We start from the raw sequence: 25,253 nt of genomic DNA on the forward strand, positions 1-25,253 counted from the left end.
ATCAGCCGTGCGGGTCACTGTCGCCTGTCGCCACCAATTGTCGCGGCGACCAGCCTGCTTGTGAAGCTAATCACAAATCGCCCTCATGTCGAAGGCCACTGGCCGGCCGCGGCCACCTCGAATGAGAGGCGCGTCTGACTGCCGCTGGACTTGCCAGCCACTTCCCATCTGTTCTATAACTGGAACGACAGTTCTATAACTTTGGTGAGGTGCGACCATGACGGGCGTTCTGGCGCGTACGCAGGAAGACGAGCGGTTCGCGATGCGCGATCCCGGGCCAGCGGGGCGGTTTGGAGCCTTTGGCGGCCGCTGGGTGCCGGAGTCGCTGGTGCCGGCGTGCCAGGACGTCGCTGAAGCGTTCGCCGAGGCATGGGGCGATCCGGGATTCCGGGGCAGCCTTACGCGGCTCCTGGCCGTGCACGTGGGTCGCCCCACGCCGGTGACACCGGCTGTACGCCTGTCGGCCGAGCTGGGTGTGACCGTCCTGCTCAAGCGTGAGGATCTGGCGCACACCGGCTCACACAAGATCAACAACGTGCTGGGGCAGGTGCTGCTCGCCCGGCGGATGGGCAAGAGGCGGCTGATCGCGGAGACGGGTGCCGGCATGCATGGTGTGGCCACCGCTACGGCGGGAGCGTTGCTGGGCTTGCCGGCCATGGTGTTCATGGGCGAGCGCGACATCGAGCGGCAGGCGCACAACGTCTTCCGGATGCGGCTGCTCGGCGCCGACGTGGTCCCGGTTCGGGCGGGCAGCCGCACGCTCAAGGACGCGACCAGTGAAGCGATGCGCCACTGGGTGGGGGCGGCGGACGAGGCGTACTACTGCATGGGCTCGGTGACCGGGCCGCATCCCTACCCGTGGATGGTCCGGGAGTTCCAGCGCATCATCGGTGAGGAGGCCCGCGCCCAGTGCGCCGCCGAGCTGCCCACCGGCATCCCTGACTACGTGGTGGCGTGCGTGGGTGGTGGCTCCAACGCGGCCGGCACCTTCGCCGGATTCGCCGACACCGGCGCGCGCCTCGTGGGTGTCGAGGCGGTGGGCGGTGCCGGCCGCGACCGGCGGCGAGGTCGGGATCCTGCACGGGTTCCGGTCGCTGTTCCTGCAGGATGCTCACGGGCAGGTCCGGGAGGCGCACTCGATCGCGGCCGGACTGGACTATCCAGGCGTCGGTCCCGAGCACGCCCACCTCCGCGACATCGGCCGGGCCCGCTATGTCACCTCCGGCGACGATGACGCGGTGGCGGCCGCTGTGCGGCTGTCCCGTACCGAGGGCATCGTGCCCGCTCTCGAGTCAGCGCATGCGGTGGCGTGGGTCCTGCGCGCCGCCGGGTCGGACGAGCTGCCTGCCGGATCGACCGTGCTGCTCACCCTTTCCGGCCGCGGTGACAAGGACGTCACCACCCTCATGACGCGTACGGGCGTGACCGCATGACCGAACGAAGTGAGGTCATGAACCAACACAGCACCACCCTGGAGCAGCACCTGCGTGCCCGCCGCGACAGTGGCCACAAGCTGCTGATGCCCTATCTGACCGGCGGCATCACGAAGGACTGGGTGGGATACCTGCAGACCTTCGCCGACGCCGGCGCCGACGCCATCGAGGTCGGCATTCCGTTCTCCGACCCGACCCTGGACGGCAAGACCATCCAGGAGGCGTCGGACGCGGCTCTCGCCCGCGGAGCCACGCCGTCCGGCATCCTCGACGCACTCGCGCGAGCAGGCGTGGGCGTGCCGATCGTCGTCAGCACCTACGCCAATCTGGTCCTGCGGACTGGTGCCGACCGGTTCTGCACGGCTCTGCGCACGGCCGGTGTGAGTGGATTGATCGTTCCCGACCTGCCGCTGGAGGAGGCCGGCGACGTCGAGAGGGCCGCGGCCGGAGCCGGCGTGGAGCTCGCCCTGCTCGCCACTCCGGCCACGCCGGCCGAGCGGTTGGGTGAGATCGCGGCGCGCAGCCGGGGGTTCGTCTATGCGGTCTCAGTGATGGGTACGACGGGCGAACGGGAGGAACTCCCGGCCTCGGCGGCGCACCTTGCGACGCGGATCGGGCAGGCCACCGATCGGCCCGTACTCTTGGGCTTCGGCGTCTCCACGCCCGAACAGGCCACCGCCGCCGCCCGGTACGCCGACGGCGTGATCGTCGGCGCGGCGATCATGCGCCGGGTGCTCGACGGAGCCGGTCCTGCGGCGACAGGAGCGTACATCGGGGCGTTGCGCGTCGCGCTGGACACCGCGAACGGAACTGTGGGAGCCGCGGATCGACGCGGCTGAGACAGGCTTTTGAAATGGACTGGGGACGGACCGGACGAGGATGACCCACGACGTCAGACGCGAGGCGAGGTATCGCAGGATCGCCCGAGACCTCGAGGCAAAGATCCGGGCCGGACACTATGCCCCCGGAGAGGCGCTGCCGCCGCAGCGTGAGCTCAGCAGCACCTACGGAGTCACCCTCATGACGCTGCGTCAGGCGTTGAGGCAACTCAGCGACGACGGACTGATCGTGCAGCGGCCCGGTCGCGGGACCTTCGTCTCGCCACCGCAGCTGGCGTACCAGCTCGGTTCCCTACGCAGCTTCGCCGACGACCTCCGCGACCAGGGCCATGACCTGCGTACGACAGTGGTGCAGCGAGCGGTGCGTCGCCTGCCCTCCCGCGTCGCGAGGCAGCTGCGCGCCCGTGTCACCGACACCGGTCTGCGGCTGGAGCGGGTCCGCGAGTTCGCCGGCCGCCGGGCGATCCATCAGGTCTCCTGGGTGCGTCCACCACACGCCCAGGATCTCCGCGAGGTCGACTTCACGGCCGTCTCCCTCTACGCGTCCCTGGCCGATCTGGGCGTCGCGGTCGCTCAGGCGTCGGAGACGATCGGCCCGGACGTGCTCGGGGACGATGTTGCCCGCCACCTCGACGAGCCACCGGGGGTGCCGGTCCTCATCAGCGAACGGATCACCTACACAGCAGACGGCATCGCCATCGTCGCCGACCGGGCGACCATTCTCGGCAGCATGATGCAGATCACCACCCAGCGCGCCGCGAACGGCTTGTCCCTCCACTGGGCGGCCACCGGCTGACGCGCAGCCAACGCCCTCGGCGGTGGCGGGTCGCATGAGGTCCCCTCATCCGATGGAGGTTCGCATGAGGGCGCCCCTCATCCAGTGCAGGCTCGCGGCAGGTGCCCCTCATCCAAGGCAGGTTCGCGTCAAGCGCCCCACAAGCGCCTGACAGCAAATTCGTTCAAGCCGGCGGTCGATCCACTCGGCAGGATGGGGTCATGGGTTCCCGGCCGGACGTGTTCGCGGCGTTCCTCGACGTCCTGACGGAGGCGCTGGACGATCACGAGGCGACCGGTGCCGACCTGGCGGATCGGATGCACCTGTCGCGATTCCACCTTGACCGGGTGATCGCGGCGGCCGCCGGGGAGCCGCCGGCGCGGCTACGCCGACGCGTGCTGCTGGAACGCGCGGCCTACCACCTGGTGACCACGGCCCGGACAGTGCTCGACGTCGCCGTGGAGGCGGGGTACTCCACCCATGAGTCGTTCACCCGGGCCTTTGCCAGGGCGTACGGATCGCCACCCGCCCACTGGCGCAAGAGCCCCACCCGGATCCGGATCGAGGCGCCCAACGGCGTGCATTTCCATCCACCCGACAGCCTGCGGCTGCCGGCTCAGACGAAGGTGAGTGCCATGGACCTCCTTGTCCGCATGGTCGAACATCACATCTGGCTGCTCGGGGAGATGCTGACCCGTGCCGAAACGCTCCGCGACGACCAACTGGACGCACCGATCGAGATCTCGGTTGAGGGCGTCGACGACGAGCCGTCCCTGCGGTCGCTGCTGTCGCGGCTCGTCGGTCAATTGGAGATGTGGAGTGCCGCGATACAGGGACGGGCGTACGACTTCGCCGTCGAACGCGGCGAGAGCATCCCACACATGCGTACCCGCCTGGCCGACGTGGGCCCGGAGTTTCTTGCGCAGGTACGCGAGACCTGCGCGCAAGGTCGCCTTGACGAGGCGATCGTGTGCCCCGGTGACCGGGTGGAGGTCTACACGTTCGGCGCCGTCATCGCCCACGTCCTGACCTTCGCCGCCCATCGCCGCACGCTCGCGGCTGGCGCGCTGCACGATGCGGGCTTCACCAACCTGGACAGCGGCGATCCCATTCGGTGGATCACCCAGCATGCCTGACACCCATGGCGCGCAACGCCTCGTCCGCCGCCGGGCCCACTAGATTCGGGGGCATGTCCGAGGTGGAGCAGACGAGCGACCATTGGACGGCAAGACTTCCGAAGAAGCGGATGGCCGCCGGCGCCTTGTTCTTCGACAAGGATGGCCGGGTACTGCTCGTCGAGCCCACCTATACCCCGGGCTGGGACTATCCCGGCGGAGTCGTGGAAGCGAACGAGACCCCGTACGTCGCGGCATGCCGGGAGATCGAGGAGGAGCTCGGACTCTCCACGAAGCTGGGCGCACTGTTGGCCGCCGACTGGGAGCCCGCCCGCGACGAGATCCCGTTGGAAGGCTTCGGAGTGGTGTTCGACGGCGGGGTGCTGTCCGACGACGAGATCGCTCGGATCCGGCTTCCCGCAGAGGAACTGCATCGCTTTGGCTTCTTCACACCCGCCGAAGCCGCTGAGTTGCTCCCGGCGCATCTCTGGCGCCGGGTGTCGGCAGCGATGCGCGCTCGCGACGATGCGACAGCGGTCTACCTGGATGACGGCTATCCGGTGAGGTGAACCGACCCGGTTGGCTCCTTGGAGGTTTGCGGCAAGTGGTGCAGGCCGGTGCTTTCGTGCGTTACCGCATGAAGCCGGGGTCAGGCATCCCCTCTGGGAACCGCACGAGCGCCTCCGCCGTGAGGTTGGCGAGCCGCTCCACCGCACTGACCACGTGGCTCGTCGGCCACCCCACCCGCGCCCAGTAGACACCGATCGCGCCGACCGGCGCCGGCATCAGGATCGGAGTAATGAGCATGCTGCGCACGAAGGTCGGCCGGTAGGCCTCCTGCGGAATCCGCTCATCCTTCTCGGTGTCAGGAACGATCGCGGTCTCCTTGGCCAGCATCGCCCAACCGCTGATGCAGTCGGTGACGGGGAAGCGCTGCCCCTTCCACAGAGGACTCATCGCGTCCTCGTCGGCGTAGTAGCACATGTCCGATTCAAGGAGAACAAATGTGGCTCCCTGTGCGCGGGCAGCCCTGCGCGCGGACACCTTCACGATCTGTTGAACATCCTCGAGACGCTCTGCCGCATCGAGCTGACGGGCGACATGGTCGAGGAGCACCACACTCTCGGTCATCACGAACCCTGCCTCACAAGCTGAACCCACCATCGCTTCCGACAATAACCCTCACCCGCGGGTCGTCCGGAATCGGACCGCAACCCTTGACGCCCCGCCCTCGGTGCGGGCAGCGTGGGGACGCCGCAGAACGCACATTTGCCCCACCACGAAAGCGAAAGACTCTCCTCGGACGGCAACGCCGGCACGGAAGTCACCGGATCGATGGAGATCGCGAACGCCAAGTGAAGGGTTTGCGTCACATGGCAGCAGAGGAAACGTCGGCCGGGCCGTCGAGCCCGTCGGTTCCCGAGGGCCCGTCGATTCCCAAGGGTTTCAAGGGATACGTACAGTTCACCGGCCCCGGCCTGCTGGTGGCGATGGCCTGGCTCAGTGCCGGTGACCTCGTGACGGCCTCCGTCTCCGGCGCGGACTATGGCTACGCCCTGATCTGGGCGCTCGTCATATCCCTGGTCGCGCGGTACTTCTTCGTTTCGGCGATCGGGAAATACATCCTCGCCAACAACGAGGAAAGCGACTCGATCATGGCCGGCTTCCGCCGCCTCTGGCGTGGCCTGCCGATCCTCATGGGCGCGGTCGCCTTCGTCGTCGGCTTCATCGTCCAGACCTACATCATCAAGGGCGCCGCCGCTGCTCTCTACAACCTGGCCGGACGCCCGGGCGACTCGGGATGGGGCGTCTTCGTCGTCGCCATTCTGCTGGTCGGGCTGACGACCGCGATGCTCCTGGCCGGACGCCAGTACAAGGTGCTCGAACTCCTGGCCCGGCTGTCCGTGGTCGCGCTGCTCGTGACATTCATGATCATCGTTGCGCTGCGCGGATTCGACGCCATGGAGCTGCTGCGTGGATTGGTCTTCCAGGTTCCCGAGGACGCGGGAGGCTTCCGGTCAATCGTCATCGTGGCCGCGATCATCGGCGCCGTCGGCGGATCGGCCGCCAACCTCCTCTATCCGTACTTCCTGCGCGACAAGGGCTGGAACCGTCCGGAGTACCGCAAGCTGCAGATCGTCGACCTGCTCATCGGCATCGTGGCCATGGTCATCATCAACCTCGCCGTCTGGATCATGGCGGCGGAAACCCTGCAGGGCCGTGACTTCAGCATCCAGGACGAGAACGACCTGGCCCAGATGATGCAGCTGGGAATCGGCGCGCCAGGGCCGGTTCTGCTGTGGCTGGGGCTGTTCTTCGTGACCTTCAACTCGTTTCCCGCATATTCGTACGGCTTCACCAAGGTGTTGCTCGACGGCGTGCGCCACACGTTCCCTCGGGTGTCGGACCCCGCGGACGACCTGGAACGCATACCCGGGTTCCGGTGGCTCCAGATCGGTGTGCTCCTCTGCCTGCCGTTGCTGTTCTCGTTGCCGATGGCGCCGAACTTCGTCGTGTTGACGATCGCCGGTCAGGCCCTCCAGGCGTTGACCGGGCCGATCATCATCGTCGGGATCATCATCCTCACCAGCAGTCGCCGGTTCATGATGGCTGCGTACGTCAACAAGTGGTGGGAGACGCTGGCTTTGCTGCTCATCGGCGCCATCGGCCTGTGGGCGACGTTCGGCACGATCAGGAGTTTCTTCGGCTGAGGACCATTTTGCCTGAACGGCGTACAGTGTTCTGGCGTTTCGAGCAGGATGCGCCTCATGGGCGATGGCACTCCTCGGTCTCCGGCCGGCCGCTCGCCTGCGACACTTCGCCGGTGGCGCCGCATGCTGGCTGACGAAAGGGAGGAAGCCAGGGTCTACCGTGAGCTGGCCGGCCGCAGCGACGGTGAGGAACGCCAGATCCTGCTCGGTCTGGCAGACGCCGAAACACGCCACGCGGCCTACTGGGAACGCCTCCTCGGCGAGGACGTCGGCCCGCCCCAACGTGGCTCACCCAGGATGCGGCTGCTGGCCCACCTCGCGCGGCGGTTCGGCTGGCTGTTCGTCCTGGTCCTCATGCAGCATGCGGAGAGCCGGTGGCGCTATGCGGCCGACGCCGATGTCCCGGCGGCGATGGCGGCCGACGAACGGATCCACGCCGAGGTCGTCCGGGGTCTTGCCGCCCGGGGGCGGGCCAGACTGTCCGGCACGTTGCGCGCCTCGGTCTTCGGAGCCAACGACGGCCTGGTGAGCAACATCTCCCTTGTCCTCGGCGTGATCGGCGGCGGTGCGAGCAGCCGGAGCGTCCTGCTCGCAGGACTCGCCGGGCTGCTCGCGGGCGCGCTGTCGATGGCCGCCGGCGAGTACATCTCGGTGAGTTCCCAGCGTGAGCTTCTGGCCGCGTCGCGACCCGACGACCAGGCAAGGATCTCCGTGGCACAGCTCGACGTCGACGCCAATGAGCTCGCCCTCGTCTACCGGGCCAGGGGTATCCCCGCCGACGAAGCGGAGCGCCGGGCGGACGCGGTGTTGCATCGCCAGTCCGCAGGGCCGGCACCGCCGACCCGTGCGGGAATCGACGGCACCGATGTCGTGGGAAGTGGCCTCGGTGCAGCGATCTCGAGTTTCGTCTTCTTCGCCGTCGGCGCGTTCATACCGGTGCTCCCGTTCCTGCTCGGAATGCAGGAACTGACGGCCGTGCTCGTCGCCGGGGTACTCACCGGTGTCGCGCTGATGATCGCGGGCGCGACGGTCGGGGTGCTGTCGGGCGCGTCCCCACTGCGACGCGCCCTGCGCCAGTTGGCGATCGGAGTCACCGCGGCGACAGCGACCTATCTGCTGGGCCTGGCGTTCGGCACGATTGTCGGCTGAACGAGTCGGATCGAGCGGCCTACCGCCGGGCCTTTTCCTTGCTCCTACGCTCTTCTGAGCGCCGCTGCCGCGGTGGACGTGCCCGACGCTTCTCGTCCGGCTCTTCCTCGCCCTCTTGCTCCTCCTCTTCCTCGGCGCGAGGTTCCCTTTCCTCACGTTCCTCCTCGCCGGTCGGCTCCTCGCGCTCCTCGCCTTCACCTTCCGGCTCTTCGCCACCCTCGCGTTCCTTCTCCGCCTTGACGACCTCGTCGTGGTCGCGGACTATCTCGCCGTCGCGGACCTCGCCACGCCAGCCGTTGTCGGCATCCTCTTCCTCGGCCTGCATCATCGCGTAGCGACGGAAGAGTTTGAGGTCCAGGCGTGCTCGTCGACCTGGTGCCCGCCAGAGGTTGGCGGTCTTCTCGAAGAATCCGTGCGGAGTGTACTCGAGCACGACAAGGATCTTGGTGAGCTCGTCCTCGAGGGGGTGGAAACTGACCGTCCCGTTGACTTCCGTCTGGCCCTCCGTCCGCCAGGTGATGCGTTCGTCGGGTATCTGCTCGGTGATCGTGGCCTTCCAGCTCCGGTTGGACCAGGCGACCTTCGCCTTCCAGTTGCTCTGCGTACGGTCCCCCTCGTCCACGTCGACGCTCTGAGCACCCTTGGACCAGCGCGGGAACTGGTCGAACTGCGTCCAGTGGTTGTACGCCACTCTCAGGGGGACGCCGACGTTGAGGTCCTCGACGATGTTCATCGACTTCCGCCCGGATCCGCCGCCTTTGCCGCCGCCCTTGAACATGGACTTCACCTTCTCCCCCACACTTTTCACGCCGGCCTTCGCCATCGCCTTTCCAGGTGACGCACCACCGAGGGTCTCCTTCAACGTTCCCGCGAGCAGACCGCCGGGACTCGCCTTGCCCTCAGCCACATCGGAGAGCCCACGCGTCATCCCTCCGATCTTGCCGCCGAGACCCTGAATCATCCGCTGCGCCTTCGCGGAGACGTACTGCTGACCTTCGTCGAGCAGTCGCTGAGTCGCCGGGTTCTTCGCCGCGGCCTTGCGTACCCCGTCGCCGATGTCGGACAGGTTGGCTTGACCACGTTTCCCCTTGGCCGCTGTCTCGCTCATGTCGTCCCCCTCATTCGGATTCAGTCGCGGTCGCCGCGAGAGCCGGCACCCGCGGGCGTACGGCGTCCTCGGGTACGGGACATGCGGTCCGCCGCGCTCCGGGTTTTCGGGCGGGTTGGTTGGGTCGGTGGACGGCGCCGCCGCGGGCGCTGCTCGTCCTCCCGTTCCTCGCCCTGCTGCCCGCGGTCCTCGCCGCGATCCCCCTCATCACCTTCACGCTCGTCGCGTTTCCCCTCGTCGCCTTCACGCTCGTCGCGTTTCCCCTCGTCGCCTCCACCCTCGGTGCGGCCTTCCGTGTCCTCAGACTCGTCCTCTGCCGACCGCTTCGACTTGCCGTCCGGTGAGGGCTCCTCGGACTCGGCGCCGGTGAGCTTCGACGTCCGCTGGTGCAACCCGTCCGCCAGCTTGTTGAGTGGCGCGCTGAGCACCGCACCCGCGGCCGAGCGCCCCGTCGACACCAACTCGCCACGAATCTCCTCGCGGATCTGGCCGAACTGCGCTGACTCCGCGATTCGTCCCATCGCCTCCCTGCCGAGGGAACGTACGTTGAGCCGCTTACCGACCAGCACAGATCCCAACAGGAGAGCCATCTTCGCCTTCTTGCGCCGGCCGAGCACGTACCCTCCGACCACGGCGGCACCAATCTTCGTCGAGGTGTTCATCAACGCTCCTCCTCCTGACGCTTCGTTTCTATTCCCCCGCAGCGCGTGCGTCGGCCTCCTCGAGCAGGTCGAGAAGTTCGTCCTCTCGCTCGTCGAACTCCTCCGGGGTGAGCACGCCGTCATCGAGGGCTTGCGAGAGTTCCTGAAGCTCGGCTCGGATCCGCGCCGGGTCGTAGTACTCGTCCTCACCCACGTCGGCGATTCGCCTCGCCACCCAGCCGATCCCCCGCGCCGGTGCCAACGGAAGGGTAAGAAGTCCCGTCACCAGTCCCATCCGCTGCTCACCCCTCCTGCGCACCTACGAAGCTGTACGGAGGTAGCGGGCCGATCCGCTGCAGCCGGACGTCCGGACCGAACCACGCGTCGAGCCGATCCACCGCGTCGACGAACTCCGCCGTTCGGTTCCGGTCCACGAGAAAGCTCGCATTGACGGCGGCCCCCTTGACCGGCGGACCCGGAACACTCCGCTCGGCCAACGGTTCGAGCGCTTCGTACATGTGCTTTCCGATGTGGTCATACCGCGTCTGGATGGCCTGCGCGACATACTCACCCAGTTGGATCCGGTCCTCGATCGACGTGGCGGGTTGGGTGCGGAGGCGGCGGATCGTCGGGTCGGTGGTCGCGACCTCCCGGACCATCTCGTCCTCGTCGCAGAACACCTTGATGTTGATCTCGATCCGACCCTCGAGCTCGGCGAGCAGGGCGAGGTGTGCCTCGCCGTCCTCGATCAGCTCTTCGCGCAGGCTTTCCTCGTCCCGGGCAATCACACCGAACCGCATCGGCAGGACGGTGCCCTGCGTGGTCATCGCATCAAGGACGCGTTGGTGAGCCGTCACGTCTCTGCGCTTGGCCCGCAGTTCGGTGGGTGCGTCGCTGACGACGGCTGCCACTTGCCCGGCATCCAGCCTGCGCAGCCTTGTCGGTGGTTCGCCGACACCCTCGACCTCCTCAAAGTGGCAGGGGTGTTCGGCGCCGACGATGCCGTAGACGTACGTGGCTTCTGACCGGGTCGCGCGCGGTTCGGTCGGGTCAGTCATCGCGCCGCTCCGATCGTTCACGGCTACTCCCGCGCGGACGCGGGATCTCCTCACGTTCCCGTTCGTCTTCGTCCTCGCCGCCGCCGCGGCCCTTGCGGAACGCCTCGGTGAACGTCTCGGCGGCTCCGCTCAGTGCACCCTTCGTCTTGCCGCTCGCCCCCTGCTCTGACAGCTCGCCGACGAACTCGGGAAGCTGCCGGGGTTTCTTCTCGGAGAGATCAAGACGGTTCACCGCTTCGGCAAAGCGCAGATAGGTGTCGACACTCGCGATGACGACCCGGATGTCGATGGTGAGCAGTTCGATGCCCACGAGCGACACCCGGATGTAGGCATCGATGACAAGACCCTTGTCCAGGATGAGTTCGAGAACGTCGTACAGGCTGCTCGAGTGGCCCCGGCCGACCCCTCCTGAGCCCTGGTGCGGCATGACAGTCATGGGTGAGCCCTTCTTCCTGAATCAGTCAACGGCATGCCCAGGTCGAGATCCCGGGCCGAACCAATGGGGGGCGGATGGCGACGTTGCCGACCAACGAAGTCGGTGAGTTCCGCCGTCTGCTGCTCCAGCGCCATCAATGACCGGCCAAGCCGTTCCACTTCGGCCTCGGTGAGGGTGCCGGCATCCATCCGACGCAACGCCTGGCGTTCCAGAAGCTGTCGCACGATGTCGACGAGAACGACGACGAGCCCGGCGATGCCTGCCTGGCGGTTGTCGTCTCCTTCCGCCCGGTTTCCCGACGAGTCGCCACCGGTGAGATCGTTCGCGGTACGAATCAGAGAGGCGGTCTCTTCGCCGTTCATGGCGGTCGCAGTCCGTTCGGGCACAGTCCGTTCGGGCGCAGTCCCTACGGACGCGGGCATTTCGCGGAACGGTGCGTTGCTGTCGAGGACCTCATCGCGTGCGCGGACCTCTGCCTCGCGGGGAACCGCTTCGCGTCGCTGCCCGGCTGCCAGGTGTCGGCTCTGCTGGGCGGAACTGTCCGGGCGCAACGTGTTGACCGATGCCAGCAGGAGCCGGAGATCGAGTCTCACCAGGTCGACACCCGCGAGGGTGAGCAGCACCGTCCCGTCGAGGTAGGCACCCGCGTCGAGGAGCCGGTCGAGAACGTCGACCAGCGAGCCGTCGTCGAGCGCGAGCCGGCGGTCGCTCATGACACCACCCCTTGCCGGGTAGGTGTTTTCGTTGCTCCGGCGTCTCCGGGCTCTCGCCTGGAGGGGATCCCCGACGCCTTCTCCTCCACAGGTACCGGCTCATCCGTACGCATCGATACGAAGTGGTACGGCGGCCACGGACCGGTGACCTCCAGGCGCAGGCCCTCCTCCGCGTGGCGCGAACCGAGGAGGTCCAACGCTTCGTGGAAACGGGTCTCCGCCGAGTGCGGTATGAGATAGACGGCATCGAACGCCAGAGCAGCGGAATCTCCCTGCCGTGAGGCCGCGCGGATGACCGTCTCTCTGGCATGCGGTGACAGTGCATCGTCGATCTGGGCCGCCATCTCTGCGCGCAGTTCGCGGGAGTGCGTGCGCGCCTCCGCGGCCGCTTGCCTGCGCCTCATCCATTGCGTACCGTCCGGCGCCTCCGGCCCGCCCGTCGCAACGGATTCCGCACTCGAATCATCGGCCAGCGGACCCGTGGCGTGAGCTTTGACGCCCCACTCGGCGGCACCGTCGAGGCGGTCGAGTTCACACCGGAGTTCGTCTGCCCGGGCGTGCAGTACGCGACGCACATGATCGCGACTCGGATAGAGCGCGCCGAACCTGAACGGCAGCGCGGTGGCATGGCGGCACACGCGGTCCAGCACGTTCTCGTGCGCGCGGACCGACTTGTTCAGCCAGCCTTCCACGCTGAGGTCCGGTTCGTCGCCGCTGGCGCGGAACCCGCGGAGGGGAACCTCGGCGGTGACGGCGGCGAGATCGTCCGTGGTGACCAACTGCACCCGTCGCGCTTCGACGCCGGCGATACCGTCCGCGATCACGCCGGCCACGTCGTCCTTTCTGGCGATGGCGTAGAGGTACCAGGCGGTCTCGCCCGCGAGTTCGCCCGGAGCGGCCGATGCGGCTGGAGCGGCCTGAGTGGCCGGCGCGGCTGGCGCGGCTGGAGCGGCCCGTGCGGCTGGCGCGGCCGGCGCGGGCGGCGAACGCTGCGGTGGCGGCGCTGTGGAAGGTCGCGCCGCAAGCCACTGTGCGACGGCGGCACGGTACTCCTGGGCGAGCTGACGGGCGAGTTCGTCGCACACGAGGTCCCGGGCACGCCGATCGGCGTCCGCCACGAGCGACTCGATCTCCTGCACGGAGGGCGGCCGTCCAGTCAGAGGAGCATCACCCATCGGACGCTCCGTTCCCACGACGCGTCGATGCCGCCCGGACCTGCCGGTGCTCGCCGCCGGTCGACGACCCCTCCGGCTCGGGCAGGCCGGCCGCCGCCACCTGGCGTTCCAGTTGCTCGATGCGGCTCTTCAGCTCCTGATTTTCCCGTTCCAGTTGGTTGTTTCCGGTCAGGAAGGGATCGGCGGTCCACCAGTCGATCCCCATGTCCCGAGCAGTGTCGACCGAGGCGATCAACAGCCGTACCTTGAGCGTCAGAAGCTCGATGTCGAGAACATTCACCATGATGTCGCCGGCGATGACGACTCCCTTGTCGAGCACCCTTTCAAGAATGTCTGCCAACGAGTCATTGGAACGCGACACGGGTGCGGTGCCGGTTCTGCGGTATTCGGGCCGAGCAGTCACAATTCACCCGCCTGATTACGCGGATAGCGGCGAGTGCGGTGATAGGAGAGGACATTGCCGTCCTCGTCGGTTCGCGTCTCATAGCTCGCCAGCACACTTGTCGAGTCAGGTATCCGGTCGAGTTCGACGATCTCGACCTGGAAAAGCCACCCATCCTCGTCGTGTTCCAGGCGGGAGACGCCTTCGACCGCACGACTGGTGAGCATGGAGAGCTGGTCCATCGCCTTCCGGGACACTGTCACCGGACTGCGATCACCAGACGTACCACCACGTCGTCCACGTTCGTGCTCCCGACCGGTGTCATGCCTCCGTCCGTCCGCCATCGCAAGCCCTCTTCCGCGTTGGCTCGTCGACGTACGCTTCGACGTTTCCGCCCGCGATGCGCCTGAGGAATTCCTCTACCTCTTTCGACCCACGTTACGCAGCAGGTAGTGAACTTTCGACCGGCGCTTCCCGCTAACTATCTCCGGGACAGCGAGAAAATAGGGAAAGCGGTCGCGGGGACCGGACATGTCTTTGCTTGGCGACTCTTCCGGAAATTCCTCGCTATGGCGTGGTGAAGTTCACCGGCATTCGACGAGTGCGGGGTGGCGCGGATTGTCGAGCAGGACCACGACGTCGGCCTGCCGGCTCGGTTCAGCCTCGACCTCATACCGGCCGTACGCAGGCAGTGTCCACCGCTCCTCCTCTGGCGTACCGCGGGCGAGCGCGGAGGGCGACAACGCCAGGTGCACGCTCAGGTCGGCGGGCAGGCCACATCCCAGCAGGAGTGAACCACTGACCAGGACCACACCGCCCGGTGGAACGGCGACATACTCCGAGCGGTACGCCCGGTCGAGCGCCGCATCATGGCGCGCCGGAAGGATGCGCCCGGTGCCGCCCGCCGCCAACGGTGCGAACACCTCCCGGACCAGCGCGCCGGTGTCGAGCCAGTCCTCGTACATCACGTCGGGGTCGTCCCGGCCGCGTTCGAACCGGAGCGACGCCGGGCGGAGGTAGTCCTCGGCGGACACCTGCACGACGGGGCGCCCCCGCGTGCGCAGGGGGTCGACCAGCGCGCCGGCCCATTCCCGCGGCCGCGTGGGCGGGCTGCCATCGACAAGCACCCGAACCCAGCTGTCGCGCGGCCGGTCGTCGATGGCGTCCACGACCTCCGCGACGAGCCGGTCAGGGGTGAGCGGACGGACGTGCATGCCCCCATTCTCGTCGACCATCTGGGCCGGATCCCGCGCGGCCAGTTCGTTCGCCGGCCACGCTCGACCTGCGCTACCTGCCGTCCGGATATCGTCGCGGGTGTGCTCGAGCCGTATCGCGCGCTCCTTCGCCTTCCTGGAACGCTGAAGTTCTCCGCCAGTGGACTGCTGGGCCGGCTGCCGATCTCGATGGTCGCCCTCGGCATCATCATCCTGGTCTCGGCCAGGACGGGCTCCTACGGCATCGCCGGCTCGGTGGCCGCGGCGTACGTGATCGCCAGGTCGGCCTGCTCGCCACTGCAGGCCCGGTTGGTCGACCGGTACGGCCAGCGGCGGATGCTTCCGCTGATCGCGTTCGTCCACGCGGCGACGCTCGGCGGGCTCGTCGTCGTGGTGGACCTCGACCTGCCCGTTCCGGTCCTCCACGTCCTCGCCGCGCTGGCCGGTGGCAGTTCACCGACGATCGGATCGTACGTACGAGCCCGCTGGAACCACCTGCTCGGCAACACGCCGGAGTTACAGACCGCGTTCGCGCTCGAGGCAGTGGTGGACGAACTGCTGTTCATGATCGGCCCACCCGTCGTGACGCTTCTCGCGACCGCGGTCAACCCGAGCGCCGGAATCCTGGTGGCGTTGGCCTCCGGGTTCGCCGGGACGCTCCTGCTGGCCTCGCTCCGCGGCACCGAACCGCCGGCGCACGGTCGGAGCGGGGCCGGAACCGCCTTGCAGCCGCTCGGGTGGCGGCTCCTCCTTCCGGTGGTGGCGGCGAGTGTGGGGATCGGGACCCTCTTCGGGGCCTTCGACATCTCGGTCATCGCCCTCGCCTCCGAGCAGGACGCGCGGGCGTGGTCCGGGGTACTCCTCGCCATCACCGCCACCGGCTCCATGCTCGCCGCCGCCATCCTCGGCGGCCTGCGGTTGCGGAGATCCGCCTCGGCGCGGTTCCGCATCGGGACGGTGGCCATTGCGGTCGCGATACTGCCGCTGCCGTTCATCAACCACCTCGGCGTCCTCGCGGTGATCGTCTTCGGAGTGGGGTTCACGATCTCGCCCACGCTCATCGCGAGCACGGCGCGGGTATCGGAGACCGTTCCGACCTCCCGCCTCGCCGAAGGGCTCGCCTGGACGACCAGCGCCGTCGTGGGCGGCATCGCCCTGGGTGGGGCGGTCGCGGGCCAGGTCATCGACCACGCTGGTGCGAGCGCGGGCTTCGTCGTCTCGATCGCGGCCGGCGTCCTCGCCGCGGCCGCGGCACTCGCGAGCCCACGCGGCAACGGGCCCGGTCAGATGAGATAGCGCAGCCAGAGGTACGGCAGGCTGAGCAGGACCGTCGCCGCCGCCACGACCAGGCCGTACTTCGTGAACTCCCAGAAACTGATCGGGTGCCCGTTGCGCTTGGCGATGCCGAGGACGACGACGTTGGCGCTGGCTCCGATCGCGGTCGCGTTGCCGCCAAGGTCGGCGCCGAGGGCGAGCGCCCACCACAGCACGGTCTCGCCCGCAAGCGGGCCGTCGGGCGCTACCAGTTGGGCGACGACCGGACTCATCGTCGTGACGAACGGGATGTTGTCGATGATCGCCGACAGGACCGCCGACCCGAACAGCAGCAGCGGAACGGCGCGGGTCGCCTCACCGTCGGTGGCGGCACTGAGGGCGTCGGCGATGGTGTCGATCACGCCGACCTTGACCAGTGCACCCACCATGATGAACAGCCCCGCGAAGAACAGCAGCGTCTCCCATTCGACGTCCTCCATGTACGCACCGGTCGGCAGCCGGCTCACCAGTACCAGCAGGCCCGCACCCAGCAGGGCAACGACCGACGGCTCGATGTGCAGCACCGGATGGAGAACGAAGCCGGCGAGGACGGCGGTGAGCACGATCAGGCTGCGGACGAGGAGTTTCGGATCGCCGATGGCCTCCCGTTCGTTCAGCTCCATCATTTCGGCGACCCGGGCCGGATCGGCGACGAAGTCCTTCCGGAACAGCACTCTCGCCATCAGGAGGAACACCGCGAGGAGGACGACGACCAACGGCGCCAGGTGAACCAGGAAGTCGTTGTACGACAGCCCTCCCCGGCTCGCGATGATGATGTTGGGCGGGTCGCCGACCAGTGTCGCCGTACCTCCGATGTTGGAGGCGAGGACCTCGGCGATCAGGAACGGTACCGGTCGCAGGCCCAGTCGTACGCACACCAGGATGGTGACCGGCGCGACCAGCAGCACCGTGGTCACGTTGTCCAGCATGGCGGACGCCCCCGCGGTCAGCACGCAGAGGAGGACCATCAGCCGGTACGGCTTACCTCGGGCCTTCTTGGCCGCCCAGATCGCGAGGAACTCGAAGACGCCCGTCTGGCGCAGCACGCCGACGATGATCATCATCCCGAGCAGCAGGAAGATGACGTTCCAGTCGATGCCGGTGTGCTCGGAATAGAACAGGTCGTGGGCACCGACGACGCCCGCGGCGGCGACGATTCCCGCGCCGACCAATGCGATCATGGTCCGCGGCAGCCGGTCGTGCACGATCAGGACGTACGCGAGGGCGAAGACCGCGACCGGCAGGATCCAGCCGGTCATCGCGACAACTCGCCTTCAGCGCCCCGCCGGACAACCGGCGCGGCGCCTGTCTGAGTGGCTGGCTGGCCGGCTGTCTGGCTACTGGTCACGAAGGCGGCGCTCAGCGAGCCAACAGGCATGTGGGGATCCTCCTCGGCGGTCGGTGATGGGCACCGCCGACCAGACTTCCCGGCACACCTGCCGGGAGCCTACCGAGATCGCGGCCTCCGGCCCGCACCGGGCCAGCCGGAGCACGGGGCCAGGACGTGACTCATGATCATGAGTCACGTACAGCGGATTGACCGGTGCGGAGAGCGACATTCGGGCACCGGCCTGCTCATGAACCCACCAGAGCGGAGCCCAGACTTCCTCGTCCTGTGACGACGATGCGATCGAGGCCGAGCCAGTCGGCCATGTGCCGTAGCTCGACGGCAAGCTCTGCCGCCACCTCGGCTTCGTCGACGCCGGGTTCGGCGTGTGCGGCCTGGACAACCAGGGCGGACCCGGTGCGGTCGGCCCTGAGATCGACCCGACCGACCGGGCGGTCACCGAGGAGGAACGGGAGGACGAAGTATCCGTAGACCCGCTTTTCCTTCGGTTTGTAGAACTCGATGTGGTGGTCGAACTGGAACAGGCGCGGGCACCGCAACTGCCCACCGAACACCGGGTCGAACGGCGACAGCAGGGTACGGACGTGGACCCGGCGCGGTATCCGTGCCTGGTGCCAGACGTACGCCGGCCCGCGCCAGCCCTCCACCCGCACGGGCAGCAGCTCCCCCGCCTCAACCAGCGAGGCGACGAGGACCTTCGACTCGCTGGCCGGCAGGAACCAGTGGTTACGCAGGTCGGCCGCAGTGGCGACGCCGAGTGCCCGGGCCGCCAACCGGATGAGCTCGCGTTGGGCGTCTTCCTCGGTGGGCGTCGGCATCGCCAACACCTCTGGTGGCAGCACGCGCTCGGTGAGGTCGTACATCCGGGTGAAGTGGGGGCGGGCGGCGATGCTCACCTGGCCGGTGATGAAGAGCCACTCCAGCGCGACCTTCGCGTGGCTCCAGTTGAACATCCCACCGCCGCCGGGGCGACGCCCCTCCGTACCGATCTCACCGGCACTGATCGGTCCACGCTCCGCGACAACGGCGAGGACCTCGCGGACGTAGCCCGCCGGCAGCTGAGCGATCCGGGCGCTGCCCGACCACTCCTGCTCCGCCGCACGCTTCATCCGCCAGCGAAAGAGGGGGTGCATCGAGACCGGTAGCAGGGTCGCGGCGTTTCCCCAGTACTCGAACAACGCGCGCTGTCGTCCATCACCCCAGGCGAGGCGATCCAGGAGCCTTCGTGGGTAGGGCCCGAGGCGGCCGAACAGGGTCGCGTAGTGCATCCGGCACAGCACGTTCAACGCATCGAGCTGGAGGTAGCCGACCCGGTTCACCACCCGCTGGATGTGCCGGGCGTCGACTCTGCCTGCCGGCCGCGGATCGAGAAACCCCTGTGCGGCCAGGGCTATCCGCCGCGCGGCCGCAGCCGAGAGGGGAGTCGACGTACGCACGAGGCAACCTGCCCTGGCCGGAGCGGGGATGCGGACGACAGCCTAGAACCGCCCACCGACACCCCAGGCGATCGCCGAACTCCCTGCGCCGGCTCAGCCCAGGTAGCCGGTCCTGCCGTCGAGGATCTCGCGGATCGCGTCCATGTGGCCGAGGTGACGCGCGGTCTCCTCGATCATGTGGTGCAGGATCCACCGCAGGGAGGCGGGATTGTCGCCGCCGTGCTGCCCTTTCTCGAGATCGTCGAGGGTGTGGCTCGCGGTGATCGCCCGTGAGCGCGCGCACTCCTCGTCGTACTCGTCGAGCAGGTCCGCAAGCTTCCGGCCGTCGACCCGCATCTCGGCGTCAGGGTCGCCGTCGTCGCGCCAAGGCGTCTGGCCCGTGTCGGGTTCGCCGAGCAGATCGAGGTGGAACCAGGAGTACTCCACCCAGCGCAGATGCGCCACGATGCCGGCCATCGTCATGAGCGGCGACGACGGAAGGACGGCACGATGTGCGTCCGCTTCGGACAGGCCCTCGCACTTCATCCGTACGCCGGCACGTTGCAGGTCGAGCCATCCGGTCAGCTGGCTACGTTCGTCGGCGGCTCCGGACGGACGAAGATGCTTGATCGACACCGATCCCTCCCCCTCATGGTCCCGCACCATCCAAGACGCCGAGCACGTGCCGCGTCAAACCACGTCGGCACGACTCCGGTGTCACCCCGTTTGGCACGCCGGGCAGCAAGAACCCCCACCCGAAGTAGGCGTCCTTCAGGCTGAACCCGACCAGGAACAACCACTGTGAGACACCATGGCGTTTCAGCTCGCCCGCGGATGGTTGGTGTCAAGGTCCGCCGTCCCTGCCGACGGATGCGGGCCGCATCTCACGCCCGACCTCCCCGGCCCACCGACGCTGAGCTGAAGCAGGTTTGACGCAGCAGGTCCGTACGGTCGTGCCGACTCCCGCCTCCAGGTGCTGGCACCCCGGGAGACACCGAGACACCGCACGCTTCCGGACCGGGACTGCGCCGCGTCCGGGGGGCGAAACGACACCAGTGACACTCCAGCGGAGGCAGCCGTCATGCGTACGGACGGAGTAAACCCGAGGAAGCACGCGTTGATCGTCCTCGCCGCGATCGTCGTGGGCTCTCTCGCCCTCGGCGGGGCGTCGGCAGCTCTGGACCGCATCCTCCGCTCGGGCGAGGAGAGCATCACCGGCGGAAGCGCCGACCGGCCAGATCGGAAAGCCACCGCTTCCGAGCCCGCCCACTCACCCACCACCAAGCCCACACCGACCCTGCGCGAACTCAGGAGCGTGACCGCGGCACTGACCAGCGCGGGCTATGCGTGCTACGAGTCGCTGACGGAACCAGTTGTCGTGCACAGCTGCTATCTCGAACCGGGCTCGAGCAGCCTCGACGAGCAGACAGCCCGGATCCAGACCGCCCCCGACGGCTCGGTCGCCGTGGTCGATCTCAGCATCGACTACTTCGACAATCCGGCAGCGTCGTTGAAACTCTTCCGTACGACGGTCGAGGCACTCGACGGCACGATCCTGAAGGCCGGCGAGGCGCGCGCGATCGTGGATGGTCGCGACAAGGACAGGGCACCAGACACCCCCGGCACGCACAGCTCGTCGCGGCTTTCGTGGGGAACCTCGGCGCTGTTCGTTTCCGAGCCTCGGGATGCCTATCAGCTCGAGCTGGTCGCACACGGCGCGAAACCTCGCGTGATTCCCTCCGGCGACACCGAGGCCGGGATCGTCGAAACCCGGGAGCACTACACGGGTCAGGGCTTCCGCTGCACTCTCGACCGAAAACTCCAGGCGCTGAAGTGTCAGCGACGGGTTCCGGACGCCGTCTACACCATCTTCGCCATCGACCCGTGCCTCGGGCGGGGCGAGAAGTACGAACTGATCTGCAAGGGCCGCCAAGCCACCGAGATCAGCGCCAGCGTCGGCTTCGGCGCCGGCCTTTCGGACAAGCAGTACGAGGATCTCCTCGCGTTCCTGCTCCAGAGCGCCGACCACTCCATGGGCGGCATGACGGTCCAGGCGCGTCGATGGTTTCTGCAGAGCATCAGCGACGCCAAGGTGCACCGCGCCGACTTCCAGCGAATGCACGTGGACTTCGAACCGGGTGCAGGGGCGCACGAGGAGTTTCCGAACAGCGTCAGCGTCACGGTCCGAGGGCTCAACTTCTCCACCTGAAGGTCGGTCGCCCATTCATGCTCGCCTCACTTCGTGATGTGCCACCCTTCGGGCAACGTCAGCGTGAGCGGCTTCGCGCCCTTGAGTGTCTGCTCAGGAAGCTTCGCCGGAAATTGGTAGTTGAACGCCATCGTCTGGTCGTACCGAACCTTTTCCTTGCCCTGGTCATCAAGGACCGGTGTCGACCGCATGACCGACGCCACGGGTAGGAGGGTGTGCGGGTCGATGTAGTAGACGACGTGCAGACCCTCACCAGGGCCAAGCCCTGTGTACCAAGGCCAGGTCTCCGGATCCAGGCCCGTTTCCTCGAAGGCAAGCGTGAAGATCATCGTTCCCCAGTACCTGCCGTCCTCGAGCTTCAGTGGCGTGTAGTCGACCACCTGTCGAACGTAGGTCTTTCCGTCGATGGTGATCAACACCGGTTTCCCAGGATGGGCGAAGCCGTCGAACTCGTCGCGCAGAGCGGCGACAACCTTGTCTGCCTGTTTCCCGGAAAGCCCACTGGTCACCACGCCGTCGGTCGACGCCGAGTGCATCAGCGTAGGGATCTCCGCACAGTCCTGGTCACTGGACTGGAGGTGGGACCACTCCTCGTCGTAGCTGCTCCAGTAGTAGTACTTGCCGTCGACGCACCGGTTCATCGTCGACGTACGGCCTTCCTGGTAGGAAGTCTTGGCAGCGGTGAACTCGCCGGTACGGCGATCGATGCCCAGCTGATTGACGTAGTACGACTTGTGTTGCTCGAAGTCCTGAGGTTTGGCGAAGTAGGTGCTCGTGATCAGGCTGATGGGCCGAGTCATCTGGCGTTCCAGCAGTTCCCAGTAGAACTCGGATGGCGACACCTGTGCCAACCGCTCCTTCGTCACTTCTTCGCCCGGCCGGATCGTCTCAGGCACCTGCTGGCGAGGTTGTCGCGACCGCTCCGGTGATCCGGTCTGGGTGGCAGCGGGCTCCGCGGCAGGAGCGCCGGACCCGTTCACCCGGATCAGGTAGCTGGCCACAGGCACGGCAAAGGTGGCGACGACGAGGCAGGCGACGAGGCCCGCGACCAACACCACCCAGCCGGGACGTCGCCACCATTTCGGCCTCGGCCGCCACTGGTGACCATCCCAGACCCACTTACCGTCGGGCGACAGCTGATGAGACATAACCCCTGCCAGTACGAAATCCACCACATGCCAAGGCGGCAGGGTGCGGGCTGTCCTGCCGGCGACAGTGTGGCAAGCGCCTGCTTCATTTCGGCTTCATGTGCTGTGCCGACGATGGGGCGACGGCCGACCGTGGTTGCCCAGCTGACCTGGCACAATGATTCGGCGGCGCCACGGGTGGGCTGCGACGATCCGGGCCTTGCGGGCGCCGACGAGCCGGTCGTCGCGAAGGGGGCCGTGCTGTGCGCAGTGACGATCGGGCTGACGGCGTGCTGACGGTCAGGCTGCTGGGACCCTTCGAGGTGCTGCTCGACGGCCAGCAGGTCACGCTCACCACCGGCCGGCTCCGGACCGTCCTGGCGGTCCTGGCCATGTCGGCGGGCCAGCCGGTCTCCACCGAGCGGCTCGCGACCGCGCTGTGGGACGAGGACCAGCCGGACAACGCCCGGCGGGCTGCGCAGACATACGTCACGAGGCTCCGCGCCGTGCTCGGCAAAGGCCACATCGGCCGGACCGCGAACGGCTATGTCCTGCGCGCCGATCCGGACAGCGTGGACACCCTCCGGCTCATGCGGCTGCTGGACGCCGCGGGGCGAGCGCCTGACACGTCCACCGAGAGAACCCTGCTGGAGGAGGCGCTGGCCCTGTGGCGTGGCAGCCCGTTCGACGGCGTGCGTTCGGACTGGCTGGTGCACACCCAGGCACCGCGACTCGTCGAGCAGTGCCTGGTCGCGATCGAGCGGCGGATCGACGTGGATCTCGCCGATGGCCGACACCGTGACCTGATCGGGGAGCTGAGTGAGCTGACGGCGCGCCACCCGTTGCGGGAACCGTTGTGGGTCCGGTTGCTCACCACCCTCGACCGCTGCGGTCGACAGGCCGAGGCACTCGAGCAGTACGAAAGGATCCGCGTACGCCTCGCCGACGAACTGGGTACCGAACCGGGACCGGAGCTCCGGCAGATCCACGCCGACCTGCTGGGAGGGACGCCGGTCGGGCCGGTCGCCCCGATCGCGCCCGGCGACGCCCCGGCCGCGCCGCACGTCGCACCACGGCAACTGCCCGCCCGCGTGGACGGGTTCGTCGGCCGTGCCTTCGAGCTGAAGGCATTGGACAACCTGCTCACCGACCTGAACGGCGAGGCCGCGAACGCGGCGGTCGCCGTGATCGCCGGCACCGCCGGCGTCGGCAAGACCTCGCTGGCGTTGCACTGGGCACACCGCGTGGCCGCGCGGTTCCCCGACGGCCAGCTCTACGTCAACCTGCGCGGCTACCATGCGTCCGGCCAGGCCATGACGCCGGCGGATGCGATCCGCGGGTTCCTGGAAGGTCTCGACATACCGCCCCACCGGGTTCCCTCCGAGCTGGACGCCCAGGCCGCGCTGTATCGCTCGCTGCTGGCCGACAAACGCATGCTCGTGCTACTCGACAACGCACGCGACGCGGACCAGGTCCGCGCCCTGTTGCCGGGCACGCCCGGTTGCCTCACCCTGATCACGAGTCGCGACCAGCTCACCGGCCTCGTCGCCGGCGTCGCCGCCCACCAGCTGACCCTCGACCTCCTGACCACGGACGAGGCGCGGGACCTGCTGGCCTTTCGGCTCGGGACCGATCGGATCGACGCCGAGCCGGAGCCGACGGACGAGATCATCACCCGGTGCGTACGCCTGCCGCTCGCCCTGGCGGTGGTCGCCGCACGGGCCGCCACTCAGCGCGACTCACCCCTTCGCGCCCTGGCTTCTGACATCCGCGAGTCCCGGTCGAGCCTGGACACACTCACCATCGGCGACCCGACCACGGACGCGCGGGCGGTGTTCTCCTGGTCCTACCGCACGCTCAGCCCGCCGGCGGCACGGCTGTTCCGGCTGCTCGCCCTGCATGCGGGCCCGGACATCTCGACATCGGCGGCGGCGAGCCTCTCCGCACTGTCGAGACATCTCGTCCAACCGCTGCTGGCCGAGCTTTGTCGTGCGCACCTGCTCACCGAACACCGCGGCCGCCGGTACAGGTTCCACGACCTGCTCCGCGCGTACGCCGCGGAGCTCGCCGACACCCACGACTCCACCACGGAACGACGAGCCGCCATGCACCGGCTGCTCGATCACCACGTTCACACCGGTCACGCCGCGGCCACGCTGCTCAATCCGCACCGCAAACCCCTCACCCCCACACCACCCCTGTCCGGCGTCACGGTCGACACTCTCGACGGTCACGAGCAGGCGATGGAGTGGTTCACCGCCGAACGTGAGGTCCTGCTCGCCTCCGTGGGCGTCGCCGGCGACCACGGTTTCGACGTCCACGCCTGGCAGATCGCCTGGACGGTTGCCGAGTTCTGCTACCGCCGGGGGTACTGGCACGACTGGAGGATCACCCAGCAGGCTGCCCTCGAGGCCGCAGTGCGGGTCGGCGACTCTCCCGCGCAGGCCATGGCCCACCGCAATCTTGGCTCGGTCAAAGCGCTCCTCGGCCACACGGAGGAGTCACGTGCCCATCTCGTGAGCGCTCTCGACCTTTTCGACCGATTGGACGACCCCGCCGGCAAGGCTGACGTCCACTGGCATCTCTCCCTTCTCTTCGAGCAACAGGACGCCGGAACCGAGGCGCTCCACCACTCCGAACAGTCCCTCGCGTTCGCGCGGGCCGCGGGCGACCGGGTCCTCGAAGCCAGGGCGCTCAACGCGGTCGGCTGGGACCACCTGGAACTCGGCAACACGCACGAGGCCCTGGTGCACTGCCGGCAGGCGCTCACCCTGCACCAGGAGCTGGGCAACCGGAGCGGCGAGGCGAACACGTGGGACAGCATCGGCCTCGCGCACCACCGGAGCGGCAACCACACCGACGCCATCACCTGCTATCAGGCCTCCCTTCGACTGACTCGAGAGCTCGAGGTGCGCTACTCCGAGGCTGACACGCTCCGCCGGCTCGGTGACGCCCACCTTGCCGCCGGGGAGCCGAGCGCCGCTGGGGCCGCGTGGCGGCAGTCGTTGACGATCCTCGACCAGATCGACCATCCCGACGCCGCGCAGGTCCGCGCACTGCTCGACGCCTTGCCCCACTGATTTCTCCGTAC

At 68.0% G+C, this 25,253-nt stretch carries 24 protein-coding genes and 1 pseudogene; 10 read left to right on the forward strand and 15 right to left on the reverse strand.

The features are described 5' to 3' along the window. Positions 1-262 precede the first annotated feature (262 nt). The 5 genes and pseudogenes from trpB (at position 263) to ABN028_RS14980 (ending at position 4,731) form a co-directional block, all read left to right on the forward strand. Positions 263-1,433, forward strand: a pseudogene (gene trpB, locus ABN028_RS14960) (tryptophan synthase subunit beta). After that, positions 1,430-2,272 carry a tryptophan synthase subunit alpha gene (gene trpA, locus ABN028_RS14965; RefSeq protein ID WP_349696996.1) on the forward strand — a complete coding sequence of 281 codons (843 nt, stop codon included), beginning with the start codon at positions 1,430-1,432 and terminating at the stop codon, positions 2,270-2,272. The pseudogene trpB and the gene trpA overlap by 4 nt, the downstream one beginning before the upstream one ends. 40 nt (positions 2,273-2,312) lie before the next feature. After that, positions 2,313-3,068 (forward strand): GntR family transcriptional regulator, encoded by a 756-nt coding sequence (locus ABN028_RS14970; RefSeq protein ID WP_349696997.1) that lies wholly within the window; start codon positions 2,313-2,315, stop codon positions 3,066-3,068. Between the two features lie 200 nt (positions 3,069-3,268). Next, complete coding sequence (locus ABN028_RS14975; protein WP_349696998.1) at positions 3,269-4,183, forward strand: helix-turn-helix domain-containing protein; 915 nt, start codon at positions 3,269-3,271, stop codon at positions 4,181-4,183. Positions 4,184-4,236: 53 nt separating this feature from the next. After that, positions 4,237-4,731 carry an NUDIX domain-containing protein gene (locus ABN028_RS14980; RefSeq protein WP_349331033.1) on the forward strand — a complete coding sequence of 165 codons (495 nt, stop codon included), beginning with the start codon at positions 4,237-4,239 and terminating at the stop codon, positions 4,729-4,731. Between the two features lie 61 nt (positions 4,732-4,792). Here the strand turns inward: ABN028_RS14980 and ABN028_RS14985 are convergent, their stop codons facing one another. Further along, positions 4,793-5,293, reverse strand: coding sequence for a GAF domain-containing protein (locus ABN028_RS14985; protein WP_349331032.1), 501 nt, complete (start codon positions 5,291-5,293; stop codon positions 4,793-4,795). A gap of 242 nt (positions 5,294-5,535) precedes the next feature. Here ABN028_RS14985 and ABN028_RS14990 point away from each other — a divergent pair, with 242 nt between their 5' ends. Beyond that, positions 5,536-6,873, forward strand: a complete 1,338-nt coding sequence (locus tag ABN028_RS14990) for an Nramp family divalent metal transporter (protein WP_349696999.1) — start codon at positions 5,536-5,538, stop codon at positions 6,871-6,873. Between the two features lie 123 nt (positions 6,874-6,996). Beyond that, positions 6,997-8,022: a VIT1/CCC1 transporter family protein gene (locus tag ABN028_RS14995; RefSeq protein ID WP_349697000.1), complete on the forward strand. Its 1,026-nt coding sequence runs from the start codon at positions 6,997-6,999 to the stop codon at positions 8,020-8,022. Positions 8,023-8,041: 19 nt separating this feature from the next. Here the strand turns inward: ABN028_RS14995 and ABN028_RS15000 are convergent, their stop codons facing one another. The 10 genes from ABN028_RS15000 to ABN028_RS15045 form a co-directional block, all read right to left on the reverse strand. Further along, a complete protein-coding gene (locus tag ABN028_RS15000; RefSeq protein ID WP_349331029.1) occupies positions 8,042-9,130 on the reverse strand; it encodes an SRPBCC family protein in 1,089 nt (362 codons plus the stop codon). 20 nt (positions 9,131-9,150) lie between these two features. Further along, entirely contained in the window at positions 9,151-9,792 is a 642-nt protein-coding gene (locus ABN028_RS15005; RefSeq protein WP_349697001.1) for a hypothetical protein, read from the reverse strand. A 28-nt stretch (positions 9,793-9,820) separates the two neighbouring features. Then, positions 9,821-10,066: a gas vesicle protein GvpG gene (locus tag ABN028_RS15010; protein WP_349331027.1), complete on the reverse strand. Its 246-nt coding sequence runs from the start codon at positions 10,064-10,066 to the stop codon at positions 9,821-9,823. 7 nt (positions 10,067-10,073) lie between these two features. Continuing rightward, a complete protein-coding gene (locus ABN028_RS15015) occupies positions 10,074-10,829 on the reverse strand; it encodes a GvpL/GvpF family gas vesicle protein (RefSeq protein WP_349697002.1) in 756 nt (251 codons plus the stop codon). Further along, positions 10,822-11,265, reverse strand: coding sequence for a gas vesicle structural protein GvpA (locus ABN028_RS15020; protein ID WP_502877630.1), 444 nt, complete (start codon positions 11,263-11,265; stop codon positions 10,822-10,824). The genes ABN028_RS15015 and ABN028_RS15020 overlap by 8 nt, the downstream gene beginning before the upstream one ends. Beyond that, complete coding sequence (gene gvpJ, locus ABN028_RS15025; RefSeq protein ID WP_349697003.1) at positions 11,262-11,978, reverse strand: gas vesicle protein GvpJ; 717 nt, start codon at positions 11,976-11,978, stop codon at positions 11,262-11,264. Before gvpJ ends, ABN028_RS15020 begins: the two co-directional genes overlap by 4 nt. Beyond that, positions 11,975-13,153 (reverse strand): GvpL/GvpF family gas vesicle protein, encoded by a 1,179-nt coding sequence (locus ABN028_RS15030; RefSeq protein ID WP_349697004.1) that lies wholly within the window; start codon positions 13,151-13,153, stop codon positions 11,975-11,977. Before ABN028_RS15030 ends, gvpJ begins: the two co-directional genes overlap by 4 nt. Further along, a complete protein-coding gene (locus tag ABN028_RS15035; RefSeq protein WP_349697005.1) occupies positions 13,146-13,556 on the reverse strand; it encodes a gas vesicle protein in 411 nt (136 codons plus the stop codon). The genes ABN028_RS15030 and ABN028_RS15035 overlap by 8 nt, the downstream gene beginning before the upstream one ends. Beyond that, entirely contained in the window at positions 13,553-13,879 is a 327-nt protein-coding gene (gene gvpO / locus ABN028_RS15040; protein WP_349331023.1) for a gas vesicle protein GvpO, read from the reverse strand. Before gvpO ends, ABN028_RS15035 begins: the two co-directional genes overlap by 4 nt. A 240-nt stretch (positions 13,880-14,119) precedes the next feature. Then, positions 14,120-14,749 carry a nucleoside/nucleotide kinase family protein gene (locus ABN028_RS15045; RefSeq protein WP_349331022.1) on the reverse strand — a complete coding sequence of 210 codons (630 nt, stop codon included), beginning with the start codon at positions 14,747-14,749 and terminating at the stop codon, positions 14,120-14,122. Between the two features lie 102 nt (positions 14,750-14,851). On the opposite strand from ABN028_RS15045, the gene ABN028_RS15050 reads away from it, so the two are divergent. Continuing rightward, entirely contained in the window at positions 14,852-16,045 is a 1,194-nt protein-coding gene (locus tag ABN028_RS15050; protein WP_349697006.1) for an MFS transporter, read from the forward strand. On the opposite strand, the gene ABN028_RS15055 is transcribed toward ABN028_RS15050, so the two are convergent. The 3 genes from ABN028_RS15055 to ABN028_RS15065 all read right to left on the reverse strand — a co-directional run bounded on the left by ABN028_RS15055 (position 16,033) and on the right by ABN028_RS15065 (position 19,462). After that, a complete protein-coding gene (locus ABN028_RS15055; protein WP_349697007.1) occupies positions 16,033-17,322 on the reverse strand; it encodes an ArsB/NhaD family transporter in 1,290 nt (429 codons plus the stop codon). The two genes, ABN028_RS15050 and ABN028_RS15055, sit on opposite strands and share 13 nt — an antisense overlap. Positions 17,323-17,638: 316 nt before the next feature. Beyond that, positions 17,639-18,847, reverse strand: a complete 1,209-nt coding sequence (locus ABN028_RS15060; RefSeq protein ID WP_349697008.1) for a winged helix-turn-helix domain-containing protein — start codon at positions 18,845-18,847, stop codon at positions 17,639-17,641. Positions 18,848-18,940: 93 nt separating this feature from the next. Next, positions 18,941-19,462 carry a DinB family protein gene (locus ABN028_RS15065; RefSeq protein WP_349331018.1) on the reverse strand — a complete coding sequence of 174 codons (522 nt, stop codon included), beginning with the start codon at positions 19,460-19,462 and terminating at the stop codon, positions 18,941-18,943. Between the two features lie 445 nt (positions 19,463-19,907). Between ABN028_RS15065 and ABN028_RS15070 the strand changes: the two genes are divergently transcribed. Further along, entirely contained in the window at positions 19,908-21,035 is a 1,128-nt protein-coding gene (locus tag ABN028_RS15070) for a hypothetical protein (protein ID WP_349697009.1), read from the forward strand. A 26-nt stretch (positions 21,036-21,061) separates the two neighbouring features. Here the strand turns inward: ABN028_RS15070 and ABN028_RS15075 are convergent, their stop codons facing one another. After that, complete coding sequence (locus ABN028_RS15075; RefSeq protein ID WP_349331016.1) at positions 21,062-22,183, reverse strand: hypothetical protein; 1,122 nt, start codon at positions 22,181-22,183, stop codon at positions 21,062-21,064. Positions 22,184-22,425: 242 nt separating this feature from the next. On the opposite strand from ABN028_RS15075, the gene ABN028_RS15080 reads away from it, so the two are divergent. Continuing rightward, a complete protein-coding gene (locus ABN028_RS15080) occupies positions 22,426-25,242 on the forward strand; it encodes an AfsR/SARP family transcriptional regulator (protein ID WP_349697010.1) in 2,817 nt (938 codons plus the stop codon). The last annotated feature ends 11 nt before the right edge of the window (positions 25,243-25,253 follow it).

This window comes from Actinopolymorpha sp. B17G11, from assembly GCF_040196095.1.
In the GTDB taxonomy this organism is placed as follows: Bacteria; Actinomycetota; Actinomycetes; order Propionibacteriales; family Actinopolymorphaceae; genus Thermasporomyces.

Excerpts from the sequence above, each read along its gene's own strand:
- ABN028_RS15030 (WP_349697004.1), bottom strand. The coding sequence starts at position 13,153 with ATGGGTGATGCTCCTCTGACTGGACGGCCGCCCTCCGTGCAGGAGATC.
- ABN028_RS15070 (WP_349697009.1), top strand. The coding sequence starts at position 19,908 with ATGCGTACGGACGGAGTAAACCCGAGGAAGCACGCGTTGATCGTCCTC.
- ABN028_RS15055 (WP_349697007.1), bottom strand. The coding sequence starts at position 17,322 with ATGACCGGCTGGATCCTGCCGGTCGCGGTCTTCGCCCTCGCGTACGTC.
- ABN028_RS15005 (WP_349697001.1), bottom strand. The coding sequence starts at position 9,792 with ATGAACACCTCGACGAAGATTGGTGCCGCCGTGGTCGGAGGGTACGTG.
- ABN028_RS15075 (WP_349331016.1), bottom strand. The coding sequence starts at position 22,183 with ATGTCTCATCAGCTGTCGCCCGACGGTAAGTGGGTCTGGGATGGTCAC.
- ABN028_RS15000 (WP_349331029.1), bottom strand. The coding sequence starts at position 9,130 with ATGAGCGAGACAGCGGCCAAGGGGAAACGTGGTCAAGCCAACCTGTCC.
- ABN028_RS14995 (WP_349697000.1), top strand. The coding sequence starts at position 6,997 with ATGCTGGCTGACGAAAGGGAGGAAGCCAGGGTCTACCGTGAGCTGGCC.
- ABN028_RS14980 (WP_349331033.1), top strand. The coding sequence starts at position 4,237 with ATGTCCGAGGTGGAGCAGACGAGCGACCATTGGACGGCAAGACTTCCG.
- trpA (WP_349696996.1), top strand. The coding sequence starts at position 1,430 with ATGACCGAACGAAGTGAGGTCATGAACCAACACAGCACCACCCTGGAG.
- ABN028_RS15010 (WP_349331027.1), bottom strand. The coding sequence starts at position 10,066 with ATGGGACTGGTGACGGGACTTCTTACCCTTCCGTTGGCACCGGCGCGG.
- ABN028_RS15045 (WP_349331022.1), bottom strand. The coding sequence starts at position 14,749 with ATGCACGTCCGTCCGCTCACCCCTGACCGGCTCGTCGCGGAGGTCGTG.
- ABN028_RS14990 (WP_349696999.1), top strand. The coding sequence starts at position 5,536 with ATGGCAGCAGAGGAAACGTCGGCCGGGCCGTCGAGCCCGTCGGTTCCC.
- gvpJ (WP_349697003.1), bottom strand. The coding sequence starts at position 11,978 with ATGAGCGACCGCCGGCTCGCGCTCGACGACGGCTCGCTGGTCGACGTT.
- ABN028_RS14985 (WP_349331032.1), bottom strand. The coding sequence starts at position 5,293 with ATGACCGAGAGTGTGGTGCTCCTCGACCATGTCGCCCGTCAGCTCGAT.
- ABN028_RS15015 (WP_349697002.1), bottom strand. The coding sequence starts at position 10,829 with ATGACTGACCCGACCGAACCGCGCGCGACCCGGTCAGAAGCCACGTAC.
- ABN028_RS15020 (WP_502877630.1), bottom strand. The coding sequence starts at position 11,265 with ATGACTGTCATGCCGCACCAGGGCTCAGGAGGGGTCGGCCGGGGCCAC.
- gvpO (WP_349331023.1), bottom strand. The coding sequence starts at position 13,879 with ATGGCGGACGGACGGAGGCATGACACCGGTCGGGAGCACGAACGTGGA.
- ABN028_RS14970 (WP_349696997.1), top strand. The coding sequence starts at position 2,313 with ATGACCCACGACGTCAGACGCGAGGCGAGGTATCGCAGGATCGCCCGA.
- ABN028_RS14975 (WP_349696998.1), top strand. The coding sequence starts at position 3,269 with ATGGGTTCCCGGCCGGACGTGTTCGCGGCGTTCCTCGACGTCCTGACG.